16 protein-coding genes are annotated in these 16,554 nt (G+C 39.3%); 7 read left to right on the forward strand and 9 right to left on the reverse strand.

Annotated elements, in window-relative coordinates:
- Nucleotides 1-209: 209 nt before the first annotated feature.
- Nucleotides 210-926 carry a hypothetical protein gene (locus LEP1GSC050_RS16125; RefSeq protein WP_010568782.1) on the reverse strand — a complete coding sequence of 239 codons (717 nt, stop codon included), beginning with the start codon at nucleotides 924-926 and terminating at the stop codon, nucleotides 210-212.
- A gap of 499 nt (nucleotides 927-1,425) precedes the next feature.
- Between LEP1GSC050_RS16125 and LEP1GSC050_RS16130 the strand changes: the two genes are divergently transcribed.
- Nucleotides 1,426-2,490 carry a beta propeller repeat protein gene (locus LEP1GSC050_RS16130; RefSeq protein ID WP_156896014.1) on the forward strand — a complete coding sequence of 355 codons (1,065 nt, stop codon included), beginning with the start codon at nucleotides 1,426-1,428 and terminating at the stop codon, nucleotides 2,488-2,490.
- Nucleotides 2,491-2,933: 443 nt separating this feature from the next.
- Here LEP1GSC050_RS16130 and LEP1GSC050_RS16140 read toward each other — a convergent pair whose 3' ends face one another.
- Both LEP1GSC050_RS16140 and LEP1GSC050_RS16145 read right to left on the reverse strand, forming a co-directional pair.
- Complete coding sequence (locus LEP1GSC050_RS16140; protein ID WP_010568785.1) at nucleotides 2,934-3,293, reverse strand: PilZ domain-containing protein; 360 nt, start codon at nucleotides 3,291-3,293, stop codon at nucleotides 2,934-2,936.
- Between the two features lie 631 nt (nucleotides 3,294-3,924).
- Nucleotides 3,925-4,605, reverse strand: a complete 681-nt coding sequence (locus tag LEP1GSC050_RS16145) for a metalloregulator ArsR/SmtB family transcription factor (protein WP_010568786.1) — start codon at nucleotides 4,603-4,605, stop codon at nucleotides 3,925-3,927.
- A 93-nt stretch (nucleotides 4,606-4,698) separates the two neighbouring features.
- Between LEP1GSC050_RS16145 and LEP1GSC050_RS16150 the strand changes: the two genes are divergently transcribed.
- Nucleotides 4,699-5,247 carry a class I SAM-dependent methyltransferase gene (locus LEP1GSC050_RS16150; protein WP_010568787.1) on the forward strand — a complete coding sequence of 183 codons (549 nt, stop codon included), beginning with the start codon at nucleotides 4,699-4,701 and terminating at the stop codon, nucleotides 5,245-5,247.
- 57 nt (nucleotides 5,248-5,304) lie between these two features.
- Here the strand turns inward: LEP1GSC050_RS16150 and LEP1GSC050_RS16155 are convergent, their stop codons facing one another.
- The 3 genes from LEP1GSC050_RS16155 to LEP1GSC050_RS16165 form a co-directional block, all read right to left on the reverse strand.
- Entirely contained in the window at nucleotides 5,305-5,934 is a 630-nt protein-coding gene (locus LEP1GSC050_RS16155; protein ID WP_010568788.1) for a class I SAM-dependent methyltransferase, read from the reverse strand.
- A 66-nt stretch (nucleotides 5,935-6,000) separates the two neighbouring features.
- Nucleotides 6,001-7,023 (reverse strand): hypothetical protein, encoded by a 1,023-nt coding sequence (locus tag LEP1GSC050_RS16160; RefSeq protein ID WP_010568789.1) that lies wholly within the window; start codon nucleotides 7,021-7,023, stop codon nucleotides 6,001-6,003.
- A gap of 51 nt (nucleotides 7,024-7,074) precedes the next feature.
- Nucleotides 7,075-7,890 carry a sterol desaturase family protein gene (locus LEP1GSC050_RS16165; RefSeq protein ID WP_010568790.1) on the reverse strand — a complete coding sequence of 272 codons (816 nt, stop codon included), beginning with the start codon at nucleotides 7,888-7,890 and terminating at the stop codon, nucleotides 7,075-7,077.
- A gap of 765 nt (nucleotides 7,891-8,655) precedes the next feature.
- On the opposite strand from LEP1GSC050_RS16165, the gene LEP1GSC050_RS16170 reads away from it, so the two are divergent.
- Nucleotides 8,656-8,844: a porin OmpL1 gene (locus tag LEP1GSC050_RS16170; RefSeq protein WP_010568791.1), complete on the forward strand. Its 189-nt coding sequence runs from the start codon at nucleotides 8,656-8,658 to the stop codon at nucleotides 8,842-8,844.
- A gap of 451 nt (nucleotides 8,845-9,295) precedes the next feature.
- On the opposite strand, the gene LEP1GSC050_RS16175 is transcribed toward LEP1GSC050_RS16170, so the two are convergent.
- Nucleotides 9,296-9,715 carry a DUF1761 domain-containing protein gene (locus LEP1GSC050_RS16175; protein WP_010568792.1) on the reverse strand — a complete coding sequence of 140 codons (420 nt, stop codon included), beginning with the start codon at nucleotides 9,713-9,715 and terminating at the stop codon, nucleotides 9,296-9,298.
- A gap of 168 nt (nucleotides 9,716-9,883) precedes the next feature.
- Here LEP1GSC050_RS16175 and LEP1GSC050_RS16180 point away from each other — a divergent pair, with 168 nt between their 5' ends.
- The gene (locus LEP1GSC050_RS16180) at nucleotides 9,884-10,507 is read left to right on the forward strand and encodes a TetR/AcrR family transcriptional regulator (RefSeq protein ID WP_010568793.1); all 624 of its coding nucleotides are present in this window, start codon (nucleotides 9,884-9,886) and stop codon (nucleotides 10,505-10,507) included.
- 309 nt (nucleotides 10,508-10,816) lie between these two features.
- Here the strand turns inward: LEP1GSC050_RS16180 and LEP1GSC050_RS16185 are convergent, their stop codons facing one another.
- The gene (locus LEP1GSC050_RS16185; RefSeq protein ID WP_232225750.1) at nucleotides 10,817-11,836 is read right to left on the reverse strand and encodes an alcohol dehydrogenase catalytic domain-containing protein; all 1,020 of its coding nucleotides are present in this window, start codon (nucleotides 11,834-11,836) and stop codon (nucleotides 10,817-10,819) included.
- A gap of 20 nt (nucleotides 11,837-11,856) precedes the next feature.
- The gene (locus LEP1GSC050_RS16190) at nucleotides 11,857-12,885 is read right to left on the reverse strand and encodes a VOC family protein (RefSeq protein WP_010568795.1); all 1,029 of its coding nucleotides are present in this window, start codon (nucleotides 12,883-12,885) and stop codon (nucleotides 11,857-11,859) included.
- A 305-nt stretch (nucleotides 12,886-13,190) separates the two neighbouring features.
- Here LEP1GSC050_RS16190 and LEP1GSC050_RS16200 point away from each other — a divergent pair, with 305 nt between their 5' ends.
- From LEP1GSC050_RS16200 to LEP1GSC050_RS16210, 3 genes are all read left to right on the forward strand, one after another.
- On the forward strand, nucleotides 13,191-13,481 hold the full coding sequence (locus tag LEP1GSC050_RS16200) for a hypothetical protein (RefSeq protein WP_010568797.1): 291 nt from the start codon (nucleotides 13,191-13,193) through the stop codon (nucleotides 13,479-13,481).
- Nucleotides 13,482-14,260: 779 nt separating this feature from the next.
- A complete protein-coding gene (locus LEP1GSC050_RS16205) occupies nucleotides 14,261-14,782 on the forward strand; it encodes a tetratricopeptide repeat protein (RefSeq protein WP_020988935.1) in 522 nt (173 codons plus the stop codon).
- A gap of 31 nt (nucleotides 14,783-14,813) precedes the next feature.
- The gene (locus LEP1GSC050_RS16210; RefSeq protein ID WP_020987508.1) at nucleotides 14,814-16,454 is read left to right on the forward strand and encodes a glycosyltransferase family 39 protein; all 1,641 of its coding nucleotides are present in this window, start codon (nucleotides 14,814-14,816) and stop codon (nucleotides 16,452-16,454) included.
- Nucleotides 16,455-16,554: the final 100 nt, after the last annotated feature.

Here is a 16,554-nt window from a genome sequence, read left to right on the forward strand (position 1 = left end):
TCAATGAGTATGCGTTAAACCGACTAACCGGTCCGCTCGACCCGTTAGTATGCTGATAGTTTGCTTTATGAGCAATTCTTGGATTGAATACAGAAACTGGGTGATCTTGTGAGAAAATCGTTTAAGATCTTCTTTTAATAAACGAACGAAGAAGTCCGTGTTTAATGTTAGGCAATATCCGTAGCGGAGTCTAATTGTGGAAAATTAGTCTAATCATTATTAGGGTTTGCTTGAGCTGCTCGCAAAGCTTTCGTTTCTAGAAGCCGAGTGTATTTCTCCCAACGCGCACCGGCTTCGGCGCTGTTTTTTTCCACATGAAAATAGCAAGTTTCCGCTCCTGCCGGAATTGTGCTCTTGAACATTACGTCCCAATTCCCGGTCCTTCCTTGCGTCTTCATAAATTCTATAGCCGCATCTAACATACCCTGCACGAAATATCGTTGTACTCTACAATCCATCGCTCCGTAGTGATCTTGGTGTGGACACCAATCGATGTGAAAGTTCGCTCGACTTTCATCCTCGATGGCAGGTGATTCAAGGGAGGCATAAGCGATACGATTGATAACGGTCGCATAAAAACTTATCCATTCAGAATCAGTCATATCATTCGGAATCGTTGTGCCTTTAATAATTTGCACACCAATATCATGCCCGATTTCACGGAGACTATCATAGATAACGGCTTGGCCTTCCGTGCCGAATTGCTTTTCCACGTTCTTTAGAATTCCGATGACAGCCATTGCCTGCATTGTTCCCCATTGCCATAAGGTTGCCGGATCGAAATTTGTTTTACCAAGGATCTCTTCTCGGAGCCGTTTCAAGCCCTTTTCATACGGCTGATTGAATTGAAAACGGTCCCAGGCCGGTTCCGATCTCTGCTTCCAGTGTTCCTTAGTTTTATCAAGATGCTCTGTCTTCGAAATCATGACAGAATCTTCCCATTAAAGTAAAGGATTGCAAGCACTTCTGCTTAAAAATGTTTAACGCGTAAATCCGTTGAGCGGTTCGGATTTGTCGATGTAACAGATTAAGCTGCAATGGATGACGGGATGGAAACATTTGCTCTATTAGTATTTATGCATTTACTCCGGATGTGGATGATCGCGTGTCGCGATGAATCGGGCGTTCGCTTTTCTGAAAGGAATATACTATTTGAGATAACTAAGGCATTCCGGCTATTTCCATAAAATTATCATACAAAATTCATTAAAATATTTACATTCCAATGAAAAGGAAATCCCAGTTATTTTTAGGCAATAGCTTTGAATGAAATAGAACCGTTCAATTTTGCTTTTAATTCATTATAAAATTGAATGGGTTCTTTTTTTTCTTTGACTTAGATAAAAAAGAAATTAGGATAGCCTTCCCTTATTCGCTATGAAATTTCTTTTTTATTCCATTTTGCTTTCTTTTACGGTTTCTTGTATGAAGTTCCAGGAAAACTCGCTCGATCCCAATTCTCCGGGAGGATTCCTTTTTTCACTTTTATCTTCAAATAGTTTGTACGTCGCTGTCGGGACCAACTGTACTTTATGGACCTCCACGGACGGAATAAAATGGACCGCTCGGGCAAATACTCTCTTCCCGAATTGCGTAGGTACTAGTGGCGCTACAATTAATGCTGTCGCATACGGGAACGGTAAATTTGTAGCAGTAGGAAGTCTTAGTTCTAGCACTGTGGGTTGTGGAATTTGGACTAGCACGGACGGCCTTAAATGGGTTCAAAGTACATGTGGGGGAGGGATGACTACTCCGTTGCATTCAGTCGCTTATAACGGTTCGAATTTTGTCGCCGGAGCAGAGGATAATTATCCTACTTTTATGACTCATTTTATTCAACAATCGGATGCAAGTGCTTCGACTTGGACCCAGATTTCTTTCGGTGCAACGTCTATCAACGGTTTCGTTTCTTCGATAATCTCGGTAGCTGGCAAGTATTATGCTACTATCTCGACGATTGATTCATTTTATTCTTCAACCAACGGAGGAAGTTGGGCCCAATTTTCTTCCTCCTTGACTTCTTTGGGTGCATATTCTTCGAGCACTAGCTCTCCTCTAAAAATTACTACGGGGCCCGGACCCAGGCTGATCGTGTATGGAACCAACCCGAGTTTCATTCCTGGTTGGAGTTATACGGATGATTTAGGGGTCACATGGACGACGAGAACTTCGACGGCTGGTGCGAATACGGGATTTAATGCCGGAGTCTATAATCCGATCTCCGGTTTTTTTGTAGCGTTAGGTACTTCTTGTATTTTAGGGCTTTCCTCAACGGGCGGTACGAATATTGATCCGCCTTCAAATATTCAGAGCGGATGTACGACTACGACTTGGAATGCTCTCGTTACTAATCCTAAATCGGGGTTATTGGTAGCCGCCGGCACGAACGAAAATTTCGCTTTTTCACCGCTTATCGGCGATCCCGGAAGTTGGATAATTTCTACGACGGGGAATACGAATACGGTAAACTCGATCGCGTTAAGACCCTAGAAGATAGCGGACTATACGGTTCATGTCGCCCGGAAAGCAATCTTTAACTGTAGGTTTCATAAGCCTATCGATTCCCTTTCAAAGTTAGTGATTATTCCGCTAAAGCTTCCGGCTGCTCATTCGTAGTAAGGGCCTCCGGGTAGACGCGCGATTCGAAGACCGAGCTTACTTAATCTTTTTTCCGCTAAATCCTCACGCAATGTTTCTTTGCATAACCAAAGCCGGACGAGTTCCAATCAAAAATGTGAATAATATTTTGGAAGAAAAATCGACCACTTTATTTACTTTTACTAAGGATAAGGTGGACTTTAACTTCGTAACTTCTCAATTAAATACGTTTGCGGAAGCGGTTTTATTGAGAAGACGGAAGATTGATGCTAATTGAATAAAATTCGGCGAGGATCGAATGAGGAACGCGTATACGGAAGGAAAAAGGTCATATTTTAATCGACCATAAATCCTACAGGTGGTGCATGCACGGTTAAATAATCCGGTAAAGAGATTTTGACGGAAAATTTTACGCCAAGCAGAAGCTTTTCTATTTCGCCCTGTAAAATGAATTCTTTTCTAACGATTGATCCTTCGAAGTGAATTTTTTTTCTTTCATCCGGACTTAATACGAATCCGGAAATGTTGGAGCCAGCCAATATTCTGTTCGCATCCTGCATTTGCGTAACGATACCGACTCCCAATTCGGAGATATCGAATAGAAACCCATTAATTCCGATCTCATCGATTTTAGCGCGAACTTTGAATTTGCCGATTTCCTCAGAAAAATACCGATCTGCTTTCCTACGCTCCATAACCCCGTCCCCGCTGAAAAATCCTAAAATATTTCCAAAGCCCTTTTGAATCTGCTCAATAAATCCTATCGGCTATCTATCGATAGGATACACCCAGCTTAATTTCGTGCTTGTTAGTGTAGACTTAAAAAAGGGGGAAAAAACGATAAATCTAGAATCGTTGGTTAATAGAAAATTCCGAAAATATATCGATTCCACTGACTTAATATTAACGGAATATGGAGTTTAAAGTCATTTTGGGACTTAAGTATATACAAGTTTCATAAAAATAACTCTCCCAGGCCTTGAAGAAACGTGATATTCAGTACACCTTGTCGAATTTTAATAACATTCATGTGAAACGATTTTAAAGAGATGTGTGATATTTTCGAGACTTCGATCTGATTGTTGAAAACGAAATATCTTTTTTACACAACTGATTGTTGATCGGAAAGTTGTGTAGGATACGAATTCAGTCGATTCGGTGCGATTCCTACTCTAATTGGCACGCGGATATAATTCGATCTTTTCGAAACATTCAAGTTCGTAAGGGGAAATAAGTCGGGTATGAAACTTTCGGGGATAGAGCGTAGGAAGTAGCTCTTACATCATTCCGGTCGCGCCTACGCTGATAATGACGACCCGTTTCATTTTAATTCACTCCTTCCTTTATTAATTCAATCCCCATGTTTGCGAATTCCAGGGGGCCTTCAGAGATGCGATAAGCGTTTAACCCTCTTTTTCTTAGCATCTCGACCGCTTCTTTTGATAAGACGCAATACTTACCGCGACAGTAAGCGACGACCTTCTTTCGTTTCGATAGAGTATCTATCTTCGCTTTGAGTTCACTCAAAGGAATCGAAATAGATCCGGGTAGATGACCCGAATCAAATTCATTTGACGGGCGTACATCTATGAGTATTATTTCTTTTGCCAATACCTTTTTTAGAAAATCCTTATACTCAAGTTCGCTTAGTTCTTGTTCGGAATCAAAAAAGGAATCCATCGCGACCTTAATTTCAGAATTAAATTCTTTACCTGCGGAAATAATCGCGTCAAGAATCGAAACACCCGCATCCTCAATTTGATAGAAAATATTTCTACCTTCTTTTCTGTCTCGAACCAAACGCGCTTCTTTTAAGGTTTGAAGATGATGAGAGGTTGCGGCCACGCTCATGCCGATTTCCTTTGCTAGAAGATCCACATTCTTCTCCGACTGAACCAAAAGATCCAGTAATTCTATCCGTTTCGGATCGGAAATCGCTTTTCCGTATTTTGCCAACATGGAATAGACAAAACTCTTGAATTCGCGTCCAGTTCTTAGGGTGCTCATAATTCCTCAAATATTCAAATATATACTTGAATATTTAATTGACAGCCGTCAATCCCGTTTTTTTATGAAAACATGAAAGTAAGGGATAGTGGAATGCCGGACGCCGAGTATTGGGATAGCCTCTTCGACGTACCCTTGATTTTGGATAGAATGAAATTGCTTCGCGATGTCGGAACGATAGTGGAATTCGGTTCCGGTTACGGGACCTTTACACTACCGTTGGCTGAGAATCCGAAAAACAAAATAATCGCCTTTGAAATCGAGAAAGAGTTAGTTAGGAATCTTAAAGAAAAATCGGCATTGCAGGGATTGGAGAACATCTTTATAGCGGAAAAAGATATTATCGGAGAAGGGACCTCGCTCCTTTCGGAATCCGTCGACTACGTAATGATTTTTAATCTTCTACATTATGAAGACCCGGTTTCGCTTCTCAAAGAAGCTAACCGTATTTTAAAACCTGGAGGAATTGCCGGCTTAGTTCACTGGAATTACGATCCGAATACGCCGAGAGGCCCTAAGATGGAAATAAGGCCTAAGCCGCTACAAATTTATGAATGGGCTAACGAAGCGAATTTTCAAATAGAGTCGAATCAACCTATCAATTTACCTCCTTACCATTATGGATTAATAGCTTATAAGTGAACGATCTTTGTCTAGGACAACAAAAGTTAGAACGCTATAAAAGTGGAGTTTAGTTTTTCATTTTCGTTTTTCACCGATAGGCTTGAATATCAAAAAGTTTTGAGTGGGTAGAAAATCGAAGCTATTGCTTTCCTCAAATCCGGCTTCCTTCATTTCTTTTTGCATCATTTCCACCGAAGACCAATGTCCCTTTGTGACGAAGATCCTTAATATTCCTGTGAGGTTATCCTTGTGATCAATGATTGCAATTCTTCCGCCTGGTTTCAGATATTTTTTCAATTCCGAAAAATATGCGGGCCGATTTTCTAAATGATGATAGGTGTTGCAGGAAAATATCAAATCTACTTTTTCCGGTAAGTTAGCGCTTGCTTGATTTCCGAGAATTGCCCGGACATTATTAGGATCTCGATCATGAAATTTATTTTGAAGCTTTAATACTAATTCAGGATCGACTTCATTCACATATATTCTTCCGGTTTCACCGACTGCGTCTGAAAAGTACTTCGCGAAGTACCCGGATCCTGCTCCTAAATCTGCGATGAATTGTCCGTGTTTTATTTCAAGGATTTCTACAACCTGCTCCGGATATTGCCATCCTGCTCTCGCATAAATTTTCGAAAATTTTAGTTTCTCTATTCCGGCACAAGAAATCGTAATGCAGGCTAAAAATACGGAGAATGTTTTCATTTTGAACTCCTTAATTTCTTTCTTAAAGTTTCTTTTATGAATAAGCTGAAGCGAACGATATTTGTTTCAGTCCCCTACAGCTAGTAAGGCAAGGGCCGCTGTTTTAGTATCTATTTCAGGATCGCGAAAATAATGATCGAGTCCGATCTCAGTGATGACAATTCCTTTCGGAACAATAGAATCCACCGTTAGTGTCAGCCCGTCATTCGGCCCAAACTGAGATAATTTCCTATAACGAGAATGAATCTCCTCGTTCACTTGCGAGTCGAATAATATTCCTTGGAAATGAATCACTTTAAGAGTCTTCGGGACACGTTGAGCTAAAAAACCGTCTGAGGGCTCTAGTCTTTGTAAATCTCGTACAAGCGCAGCGGAACGGCCACGAAACCCTAACATAATTATCGGTAACAGCGATTTTGGAAATTTACAAAATTCATTTGCAAGCAATGTTCCGCGGTTGATTCCTCCGATATTGACCCAGGCGTGTACATGTTTAATTTCTTCTGGCGAGGCAATGGCAAAATACTCCAAAACGTCCTGACTGCCTTTAGAGGCACTGACAATTATTACTTTGCGTCCGTCGGAATGTAGCGCTATATATTCTTTTATTCTTATCGCGTTGTCCTTCGCGAGACCCAACTCATCGGTTTCAATTAGGCTTGACGTAATACCGCTTTTTCCGAACCAATTGCGCTGTCTGGAAAAATCGGCACCCGTAGATTTATCGAGACGATAGGCTAAGCCAGGAACAAAAAGAATTTGGTATTTCTCTAGCTTTGTAAGATCCCGTTTTGTTGGAGCCTTTGTTCTAAGTTGTTTTACGAGATCAAAATACTTCTTCTGGTATTTTGCTTGGAAACTATCGGAGTATATTGCTTGCAATAACCGGATAGTAGCGTAGTCCGGAGAGTATTGTTTTACTAACAAGGAAAGTTCTTCCATCGATGGAATAGCTACACTGCCAGGTGGCGTATTCTGAAGTCGCACTGCTGCCGCTCCGCTATCAACAAGGAAGTCCCGTTTCTCGCCCGCCAATATTCCCTGCGCGCGATAATATCTTTGTGTTAGTTGACAATTAAAACTAAGCAAACTTAAAACTCCTACAATCACTACGTTCCACATCTTGATAGACCTATCAAATCAGGCTTTCAGCTCCTGCTGAACATTCAACGGTTTACGTTCCGTTATTTTTCTGAATGTCTTCTCATAGTCGGGATGGACGGTTCCGAAAATGGAATCCCAAATCGTAGTATAAAGTCCGAAGTTATATCTAAAATATTGATGATGCATATCGTGATTAGTGTTTGTGTTGATATGTTTCAAAATTCCGTTCGATATAATCCAACTGGGAAGCATCTCATAACCGCTATGACCTAAAACATTTCTGATTATTTGAAATGTCATAAAGATCACGAGCGCTATCGTATGAACCGGAAATAAGGACGCGACAATCGGCATGATCATTGCGTGTATTAACGCTTCCCAGGGACTAAAGGAATAGGCAGTCCAGGGTGACGGTGTGATAGAATCATGATGAACTTTATGAAACGTTTTAAAGAACAAGCGAGTGTGCATCAGGCGATGCGTCCAATAAAAATAAAAGTCCTGAATCGTTAGGATAAGAATTACGCTAAGAATTAAATAGCCCCAACCGTAATCTTCCACTTTATCATAAAATTTAAAATAACCGTATTGTTTTAGAGTGAGGACGATAAAAGTTACCAGCGTATATACTATCACCGAAGAAACGGAATATAAAAACTCTTTTCTAAACTGGGACGATTTGGCGATCCTATCTTGGATTTTTCTATGCTGGAAAGGATGCTTCCAAACGTACAATACGGTAAAGACGATACTCGCAGATAAGAAGTATCTTAAAAAATCGATCAGAAAGATTTTTGGAATATGCGGAATTATACCCGATACGGCTTGAAAAAAAGGAACTTGCTCGTTCATAGTTTATCCTCAAAAAACCGGGGCTTAGTCCCGGGATTTACGGACGATTAGAGCTTATTTTTAGATCCTCCTCTTATTGAATTCTGCAAAAAGTCTATCAAATCCGGATTCGATCAGCTTTTTCCGATTCTTCTCCGGTTCTTAAAATCAGTAGGATGACTTTATGATTTCTTTAAAAGTTCAATGGGAAGGAGCAAATGGCCCGAAACGAAGGTCCGCAAGGCTTTTGTTTGTGCAATACAGGTGAAATAATCGCTTATGGGATCATACTTGTTCTTATTTTTGCCCTTGATCGTGCCATAAAATAATGTTTAAGAAATCAAGACTTTTTTGACGCAATCGGGTCCGGGACGATTATTCAAAAGAATTATAATTTTCGTAACGCTTCGATAGTCTTCACTTCTATTCTTGCGATACCTGATGTAACGGTTTATTCGTCGCGCTCCGATTCTGCAGTAGTCCGGGAGTTTCAGGAGTTAATTAAATTTCGTCGTCTTTGCTGAAAAATTTATAAGATACCGATATCGTTCAAGCGGAACATTTCCGGTTATGTTACCCTCTTCTTAATTCGAATAGGGAAAGGATTTATGCGCAAACAAATAAAACGAAACAAGAATTCGATTCAGGATTACATTAATAATTTTAGAATATCCTTCGGAATCGTGCAAGAATGAATACTGAATACAAAGGTTAGGAAGTCTTACCTATAAAATCATCTCCCATTGAGTCCGGTAGCGTTTCGAATGCGGAATTTTGGGATCACAAATGAAGCAAACCAAATGTAAAACGATTCTCGTTCTAATGTTTTTCTCCTCGTTACGTAATTTAAGCGCAAAATCTTATGTCTTTGGGAGTATCGGAACTCAGTTTGATCTCGGTCGACTTGGAAAGACGATAACGCAAGACGGTCAAAATGCATATAGCTATTACGATGTACAATCCTCCGATAGATAAATATGAATTTCGGGTGAAGGAATTTTAGGATGGAAGGTCTTTTCGAAGGATCCTAATATATATTTCCATTAAAAATACAATTAATATAGAATATTTTGATGTTTAAATATTAAGATTGATACATATATTACTCCCATAATTCGTATATTGGAGCAGAATCGACTGACAGCCCAACCGAGACTCCTTGAAGCAAGCCTTTGTGAATCAAAAATTGTCTAAGGAGAAATTTCTCAACTTTTCGATTTCTTCATAAACTCTTTAAACGAATTTAGGGAAAACTTTATAAAATTCTCTCTGCTATCCTGCCGAATTAACCATCGAAATATCCGTATCCTTACTCCAAACCGCAACCAGGGTTAAGGATATTTCGATAGAATTTTCCCGAATTCGAGTCTTTAAACTTATGTTATCTATGAAAGTTTCGAGGAAACTTACATTGTTTCAAACGTAATTACAGACTGGCGATAATGGCTCCCATTGCCGCCATTACAACAAATGAGCAAGCACATTCGAATAACCATAACTTAGCTTTTCTGCCCATCCAAATAACTTCGATCGAAGTAGCAGTTACTAAAAAGCCGAACCAAACCCAAAGAGCGCAAATGACACCTCTCCAAATTCCAACGCCGCTCAGGAAAGGAGAGGAAGATGCAAACAAATAAATTACGGCCAGTCCGTAAGCAGTGATAAAATTCGATAATAGGTTCCACAATAATTGAGGTACCATATCGGAAAATTTTTCATTTCCGGTCGGATGAACGTCGGCCAATTTCATCCAAAGTTTCCCGAACAGAGGCCCATGAAATAAAAACCCGAGGATGAACGCCGCGAGAGCGGCTAAACTAACAGCCATTAAATTGATCGGTAACATAATATCTCCAATATCGTAATCGTCGGTTTTAAAATTATTCTTCGAAAACCGTAAGTCGGAATAGATTTACATACTAATTGGTATGTTGTAAACAAAATTTTTTATCGATATATTTTTTGTTGCACTTGAATTTAATCGATTCGTTATTGAATTAAAGCGTATTCGGCCATGAAAGAAACCAAGGCTACTTTGAAGAAATCCCGTAATCTTGAAATTACAAGAAAGCAAATTCTAGAAGTTGCTTTTATGAATTTCTTTAAATACGGTTTTCAGGGCACTAGCATGGATGACCTTGTAGAGCAAACTTCCTTGACTAAAGGCGCCTTTTATCATCAATTCCCTACCAAACTTGCGCTAGGTTATGCGGTCGTTGACGAGGTTTTAACATCTCTTATCGTCGATCGTTGGGTTAAGCCGCTTGAGGAGTATGAAAATCCCATTATAGGAATTATGGAGCTCATGCAGCGTCATATCGGCGATGCGAAGCCCGAGATTCTTAAGTTCGGTTGCCCGTTGAATAACCTAGTACAGGAAATGTCGCCTGTGGATAAGGGTTTTAAGATTCGTCTTCAGGCAGCTCTTAAGTTGTGGATCGATGAACTGGAAAAATTTCTAACACGGGCTAAGAAGGCGGGATATATAAAAAAAGAGATTAATACCAATGAAGCGGCACATTTTATAGTAATGGCTCACGAGGGCTTTTACGGACTTATCAAAGGAGTGGGTGACCACCAGCTTTTCGGCATTCTATTTAAAGCAATGAGCCGATATTTCGATTCGATCTCAAGATGAATTTTAAATATATTTAAAATTCATCTTTTTAAACGGTGAATTGTCTAGTTATGGCGACAAAAACTTGGAGATAGAATAGATTATCTTTGAACTGCCATTCGCATAATCGCAGAAATACGAGGCATTCGATTACCATCGATCAAGTATAGACTAATTTGATGCATTCAATCAGTCAAAATTTTTGTCGTCGATGTTGTGCCATTTTCTCCTTAACAAATAAATAACGTCTAAATGTAAAAGTTTCCGTCAGATTATCGTTTCGTTATATCGCATACTTCATTTCTAAAAGCTAAACACCGAAATAATTGATCATAGATTTTCATTTACGACAATTTGAATCTTCCCGTCGGTCATGTGTCGGTTATAATAAGCGTAAGCTTCTGCCGCTTGAGCCAAATTGAATTGCTTCCGAATCTTAGGCTTAAAAATTCCATTTACATTATTGATGACTTCTCGCGATAGTCGAAATCTGGCGAATAGAGATAGAGATTTTACGTAGTATTCGGATTCGAAGAATTCCACTTTCCAGCCGTTGAACAATTTTTGGGCTTCGAATTGCATAGGCCCGGTATTGAAATAGCCGTACATACATAATGTCGATCCTTGAGGCATTGAGCGAATCAGAATTAAAGGCATCTCTCCGCCTATGCAGTCAAAGCCGTATGCGCAATTTACTTTTTTGCATAATTCGGTAAGTTGCAATTCGAAATCAGGGTCCGCTTGATTAAGCACGTATGAAGCGCCTTCTTCCTTGCAGATAATAGCTTGCTCCTCCCTACGAACGATAGCGATGCTTTTCAATCCGTAACTATGGGCAACACGCATCGTCATTCGGGCAACTGCACCGGCTGCAGCCGTAATGAAAAAATATTTAGATCCGGAAGCCTTGGCCCACTTTGCCATTCCGACACCTGTGATTGGATTGGCGACAGACGATGCTGCCTCTTGAAATTGCACGTCGTTTGGAAGTACGATTAACTTCAATGCGTCTGCTAAAACGTATTCGGCAAAGACACCATTTTTACTATATAAAGCTACGCGCCTACCGATTCTCAAGCGACCGATAATGCCTCTGCCAGCCGCGACTACCACGCCAGCCCCTTCGAATCCAACTCCACGAGGATAAGGATAATCCAAAGTCGAACTATAGACTCCCCTGATATGGTAAAGATCGTTAGGATTCATTGATCCTCTATTAACTTTTACAAGAACCTGACCCGGCCCCGGTTTCGGAATATCTATTTCAGTAATCGTAATATAGTTTCTTATTTTGTCCGGATTTAAAAGCGCCTCTTCGGGCAAAGGTCCGAGTTGACGAAGTGCTTTCATTTTGCTAGGTAGATTGTTTATCATCGATTAATTCTCAAAAATTTATTTTTTGGTGCTAAGATCAGTATATTGCCGTCGATATCTTTGAGTATTGCAGATTGACTTCCCCTTCGGCTCACAAGAGTTCCCCCCTCGCTGATTATTTTCTTTATTGCGGTATCAAGGTTTTGCACTTGAAAGCCGGTTGCAACGAACCCCATTTCGGTCATCGTACGCGGTTTTTTTGAGGACGATTTGTTATAAGTGAAAATTTCGAAAGTTGGACCTCCTTCGCTATAACCGGGTAATTCAACATGCCGACCACGCACTACAGCCCCGTTTATGCCGGTTAGATTTTCGATGAATTCCCCTCTGTAATTCCTTTCGAATCCTGTAGCGGAAGTCCCCAACGCTTTAGTATAAAAATTCATTGTCTTAATCCAATCTGTTGAATTAATATTTACGTGAAGAAATCGTATTGCGTCGACTTTCGCGGGTGCCAACTTGAAGCTAATCCGTACTAACGAATTTAACGATCGATATATTGTGCGCGGAGTTACTGGCGCAGGAAATGGTAGATGGATCTCGAAAACATTTCCATCCGGATCAGTTGCGTATGCCGCGGGAACTTTTTCCAAATCTTTGAATGAACTGAGTATTTTACCGCCGTTTTTTAAGATTTGTTCGATCAAACCGGGGATATCATCGCTCTCAAAGCAAATATGAGCGTAACCTAAATCATTCGGCAAAGGCGATTCGATATTCGATTTATCACTTTTTAGGATGGTCAATAACGGTCCTTGCTCGTCATAGCCTGCTGTTCTAAGAGATATAACCGACTTGATTGATCCGTCTAAACTCCATACTGCCTCTTCCTTAGATCTTTGAGCTCCTAAGGCGTTTCGATAGAATTCCGAAAGTCGCTCCGGATTCGGGCTGTTTAAAATCAAGGTGGCATATGAAAAATCAATGTTGTCTATCTTATGATAGTCGCTCTGAGATGAGGTTATAGCCCACCAAAATGAGATGCCGGTAATCAAAATGCAGATTGCGATAAGTAATTTTTTCATTTTGCTTTCATTTGCGGCTTTCTTTCATAGACGTTCATAGCAGTGCATTTCCTTTGCAACGATCAAAACTTTAATTTGTATCGCGCGATTAACCCGCGTATTTGCCTTAATAGATCGGACCGAAAAATTAGTGTACATATGAGATAGAACCTGGAACAGATTCGAACTGTATTTATGATATCCGAATTGTAGGGAATCCGCTTGAATGATTCCGACGCGGTTAAAAAATTTTGGGTACATGATGCCGGTATCATTCAAGCCAAATGGATTCCGCTGTTTTAAAATGAATCATTGAAGAGATACATATGACTTTAAACAGAATAGTAATTTATCTAGTTGTATTCGGTTATGTAATTGTGAATATTTTTATGCAGATGGATTTTTTTACCGGAAGAAATATTTGGGCAAAATATTATCAGGTAGATACCGGCCTTACGTCGAATCAGAACCAAGAGTTTGGAACTGGCGAGCTCGAAGCGGGAAGAAAAGCATATTACGCAAAGACGGCTTTTTTGCTGTATTTGTTAATTTTACTGGTTTTCAACGTTCCGTTCCCGCTTGGGGGAGTAAGACCCAAAGGAGTACGAGCAATTTAGGAACGAGAGTAGCCGCTCCCAAGGGAAGCTAAGATGCGACTATTCCCGCTAAAGGAATAGAAAGACTGTTCAATGATAGTAACGCAAGGGCCGTCTTTGCTGCTTGTTTTTCTTTTCCATTTAAAAAAATAAATGAGAAATACCAGAGAGAACATACGAGCATAGGCAGGGGTCCCCAAAGGAAGTTAACAACGAAGATATTTTGCGGGAGATGAGAAAAGCAATAAAGCAGCCTGCTAATTTTTTTTTAGGCTTAGAGGTTCTCGATCGAAGCATTTTTGTTTAAATCATAAGTGTAAACCCATGAAACTAATTGATACTATTCAAAAGACTTGCAAAGCTAAACATTTTCAAACCTGCCTGAAATTTAGGATTTGTCCAGCTTTCGATTTCCGATTTTTCTTGGATGATTTCTTTAATTTCGGCTAACTGATTTCAGACCGTTTCCTTTAACTTTACGCTGATTCCGGTTAACATCGAATCAATCCTTTTGAAAGAATATCAAAACGATACTTAGGTATTTTCACTCTCTGCCAAGAGAAATAATGGAAGTGGCCCACTTTTCCTTTAATTGAAAAAATGGAGATAATTTACGTTTAACATCGGATCAATAGGTTTGACGGAAAAAGGACGTACGATAATTTCTTCTTTTTGTGAACTATATAGTGAAACTCTTATCTTACTTTTTCCTATTTTCCTTTTTTTGGAGCTGTTCAGATGATTCAAGTAAGTTACACGAAAGTTATAAACAGGCACTAGCTCAATTCCAATCTAAACAGTTGACTGAATCCAAATTTTCCTTTGAGAAACTTTATAGAGAACATCCGGATTATTTGCTTGTTAGGCTGATGCTCGCAAAAACGTATTTCTTTTCAAATAATCTCAAAATGGCTTTGAAACTATTTGAGGAGGATTACTCTAAAAACCCAACTCGAATTGAATCGGCAATCTGGATGTATCGGACGAAATATATAGTAGGCGAAGATCCGAATTCTATTGTACTCGGCCTTGATAAAATAATTTCGGATGATCCCAATAATATCGAAGCCTGGATTTTACGCGGACGGATTTACGAAAAATTAGGTCGTCTTGATCATGCAATTGAAAGCTATCGAAACGTTGTAAAAAATGATGAACGTCTCGGATTTGCTCATTTCAGGTTATCGGAATTGCTTCGAGTAGCTTCTTCCGAACAAAGAGATGCGGAGCTAATAAAGGCGAAAGTATTAGGATTTGATCCGGAATTAGAAAAGAAGCGAACAGTTTCAGGCACCGCTGCAAACGCTAAACATGAAAAGTAGAATACCCTTCGATATATTTTCCGGAGATAGAGTGACAGTTCAATTCCTTCAAAAATTATTTTCCAAAATCATAACACTATTTTTATTTTCCATTATAGTTACAGCGCTCTTCAGGTTTTTGAATTCAGAGCAATCAAATATTATAAACGCAAGTATTCAGGCAATGAGCGTCGATCCACCCTTGGTTACAAAATGGATTTACCGAGATTCATTTTATTTTCTACTGGGTTATGGAGTTTGGATCAGTCTTATTCTTGTTACTCTTAAATTTCTAAGCAAATTCAATCTGCTATTCGACGATAAAATAGTAACGACGGCGTTGGTGCTCATTTCTATAAGTATGGCTTTAATGCTTCGCGATATACCCGACGTTTTTTATGATTCGCGTAAAAGGAACGTTATTATCGCTTTCCTTGTAATATTTTCGATTGCTTTGGTATTTAAGGGAAGTTTTATCCAAGAATTAAGCCGCCGAGTAGCCAGAATACTGAATGAAAAATATGCGATTCTTGTGGGTTTAATAGTTTTATTAGGTCTCCTGCAAAGATTACTTGCTTTGCAATTTGATGATGGGTTATTACAGAGCGGAGATGATCCTAAAACTTTTTATGAGTCGGCAATTAATCTCTACGAAAATGGAATTAGACCCAATTTAGGATTTAGCCCAGGTATGAGCTATTTCCTTTTTGCCTGCTTTAAAATTTTCGGAATCGGTCAGTTAATTCCCAAAATACTTTTGGCATTGATCGGCATGCTTGGGCTATTTTGTTCAATCGAGACAGCAAGAATATTTATAAAATCTAAATTTGCAGGTATAGCAGCAGGAGTATTTTACCTTACCTCAAGTCATTATGTTTCTTTTTCAAATCAGCTATGGAACGAAAATTTATTTAATCCTCTATTCTCGATATTCATTTACATAAATCTGGTGGCACTCCGTAAGAGCGGTATAAAATATATTATATTACAAATTCTAATTACGGTCTTCGCTGGTATTTGCTTTTCATTACTTAGAAGTTGGTTTCCCTTAGTGTTCTTGGTATTTTTGGCTGGCTATTGCTTCGAATCTCGTAACGGAAACATTCTTAGAAAAGCCCAACTTATCTTGATCGCGCTTTTATTTTGCTTCTCTTACTTATCTCCACGATTTCTCGGAGGACAAGACGACAGCCTGATTGCTACGAATAACTCTCAAGTGAATTTCGTGATCGGAAATAATCCGTATTCGCAAGGAACATATACTCGACATTGGGTAACGTTTGTAGCGGAATCTAAGTTGGACGTAAATAGCAAGGAGATGGCTAATTACCTCATGCAAATATATAAAAAGAATCCGGAATTAGTTTTTACAAACCTATATAAAAAGCTTATGCTATGGTTTGTTGGGGCTGGAGGTCCAAGGCCGCTCGGAAATTATTATCAGCATCCATTGCTGATTTCTCAATATTTCTATAGGATCTCGATCAGTTTGCTTTTGCTAGTGGGTTTAATTCGGCTAATCAAACATAAAAAATTTATTCTCCCTTCGGCTTATTTATCCATTCTATTTGTTCATTTAGTTTTTTTTGTGGATTATCGATTTACTCTTACTGCCATGCCTATTCAGGCGGTGTTAGTTCCTTTTGGAATAATAGTTATGGCGAATATTATTAAAAAGAAAATAGCGACTTAAGTGAGTGGTTCTTCTATTGCGCCGTTAATCCATTCTGTAAAGGGAAAAAAGGGCCTCTTCTCACTAAATTTGCTCGACATACAATTTATTTAAAATCTAA

It is taken from the genome of Leptospira broomii serovar Hurstbridge str. 5399 (assembly GCF_000243715.2).
Lineage (GTDB): Bacteria > Spirochaetota > Leptospiria > Leptospirales > Leptospiraceae > Leptospira_B > Leptospira_B broomii.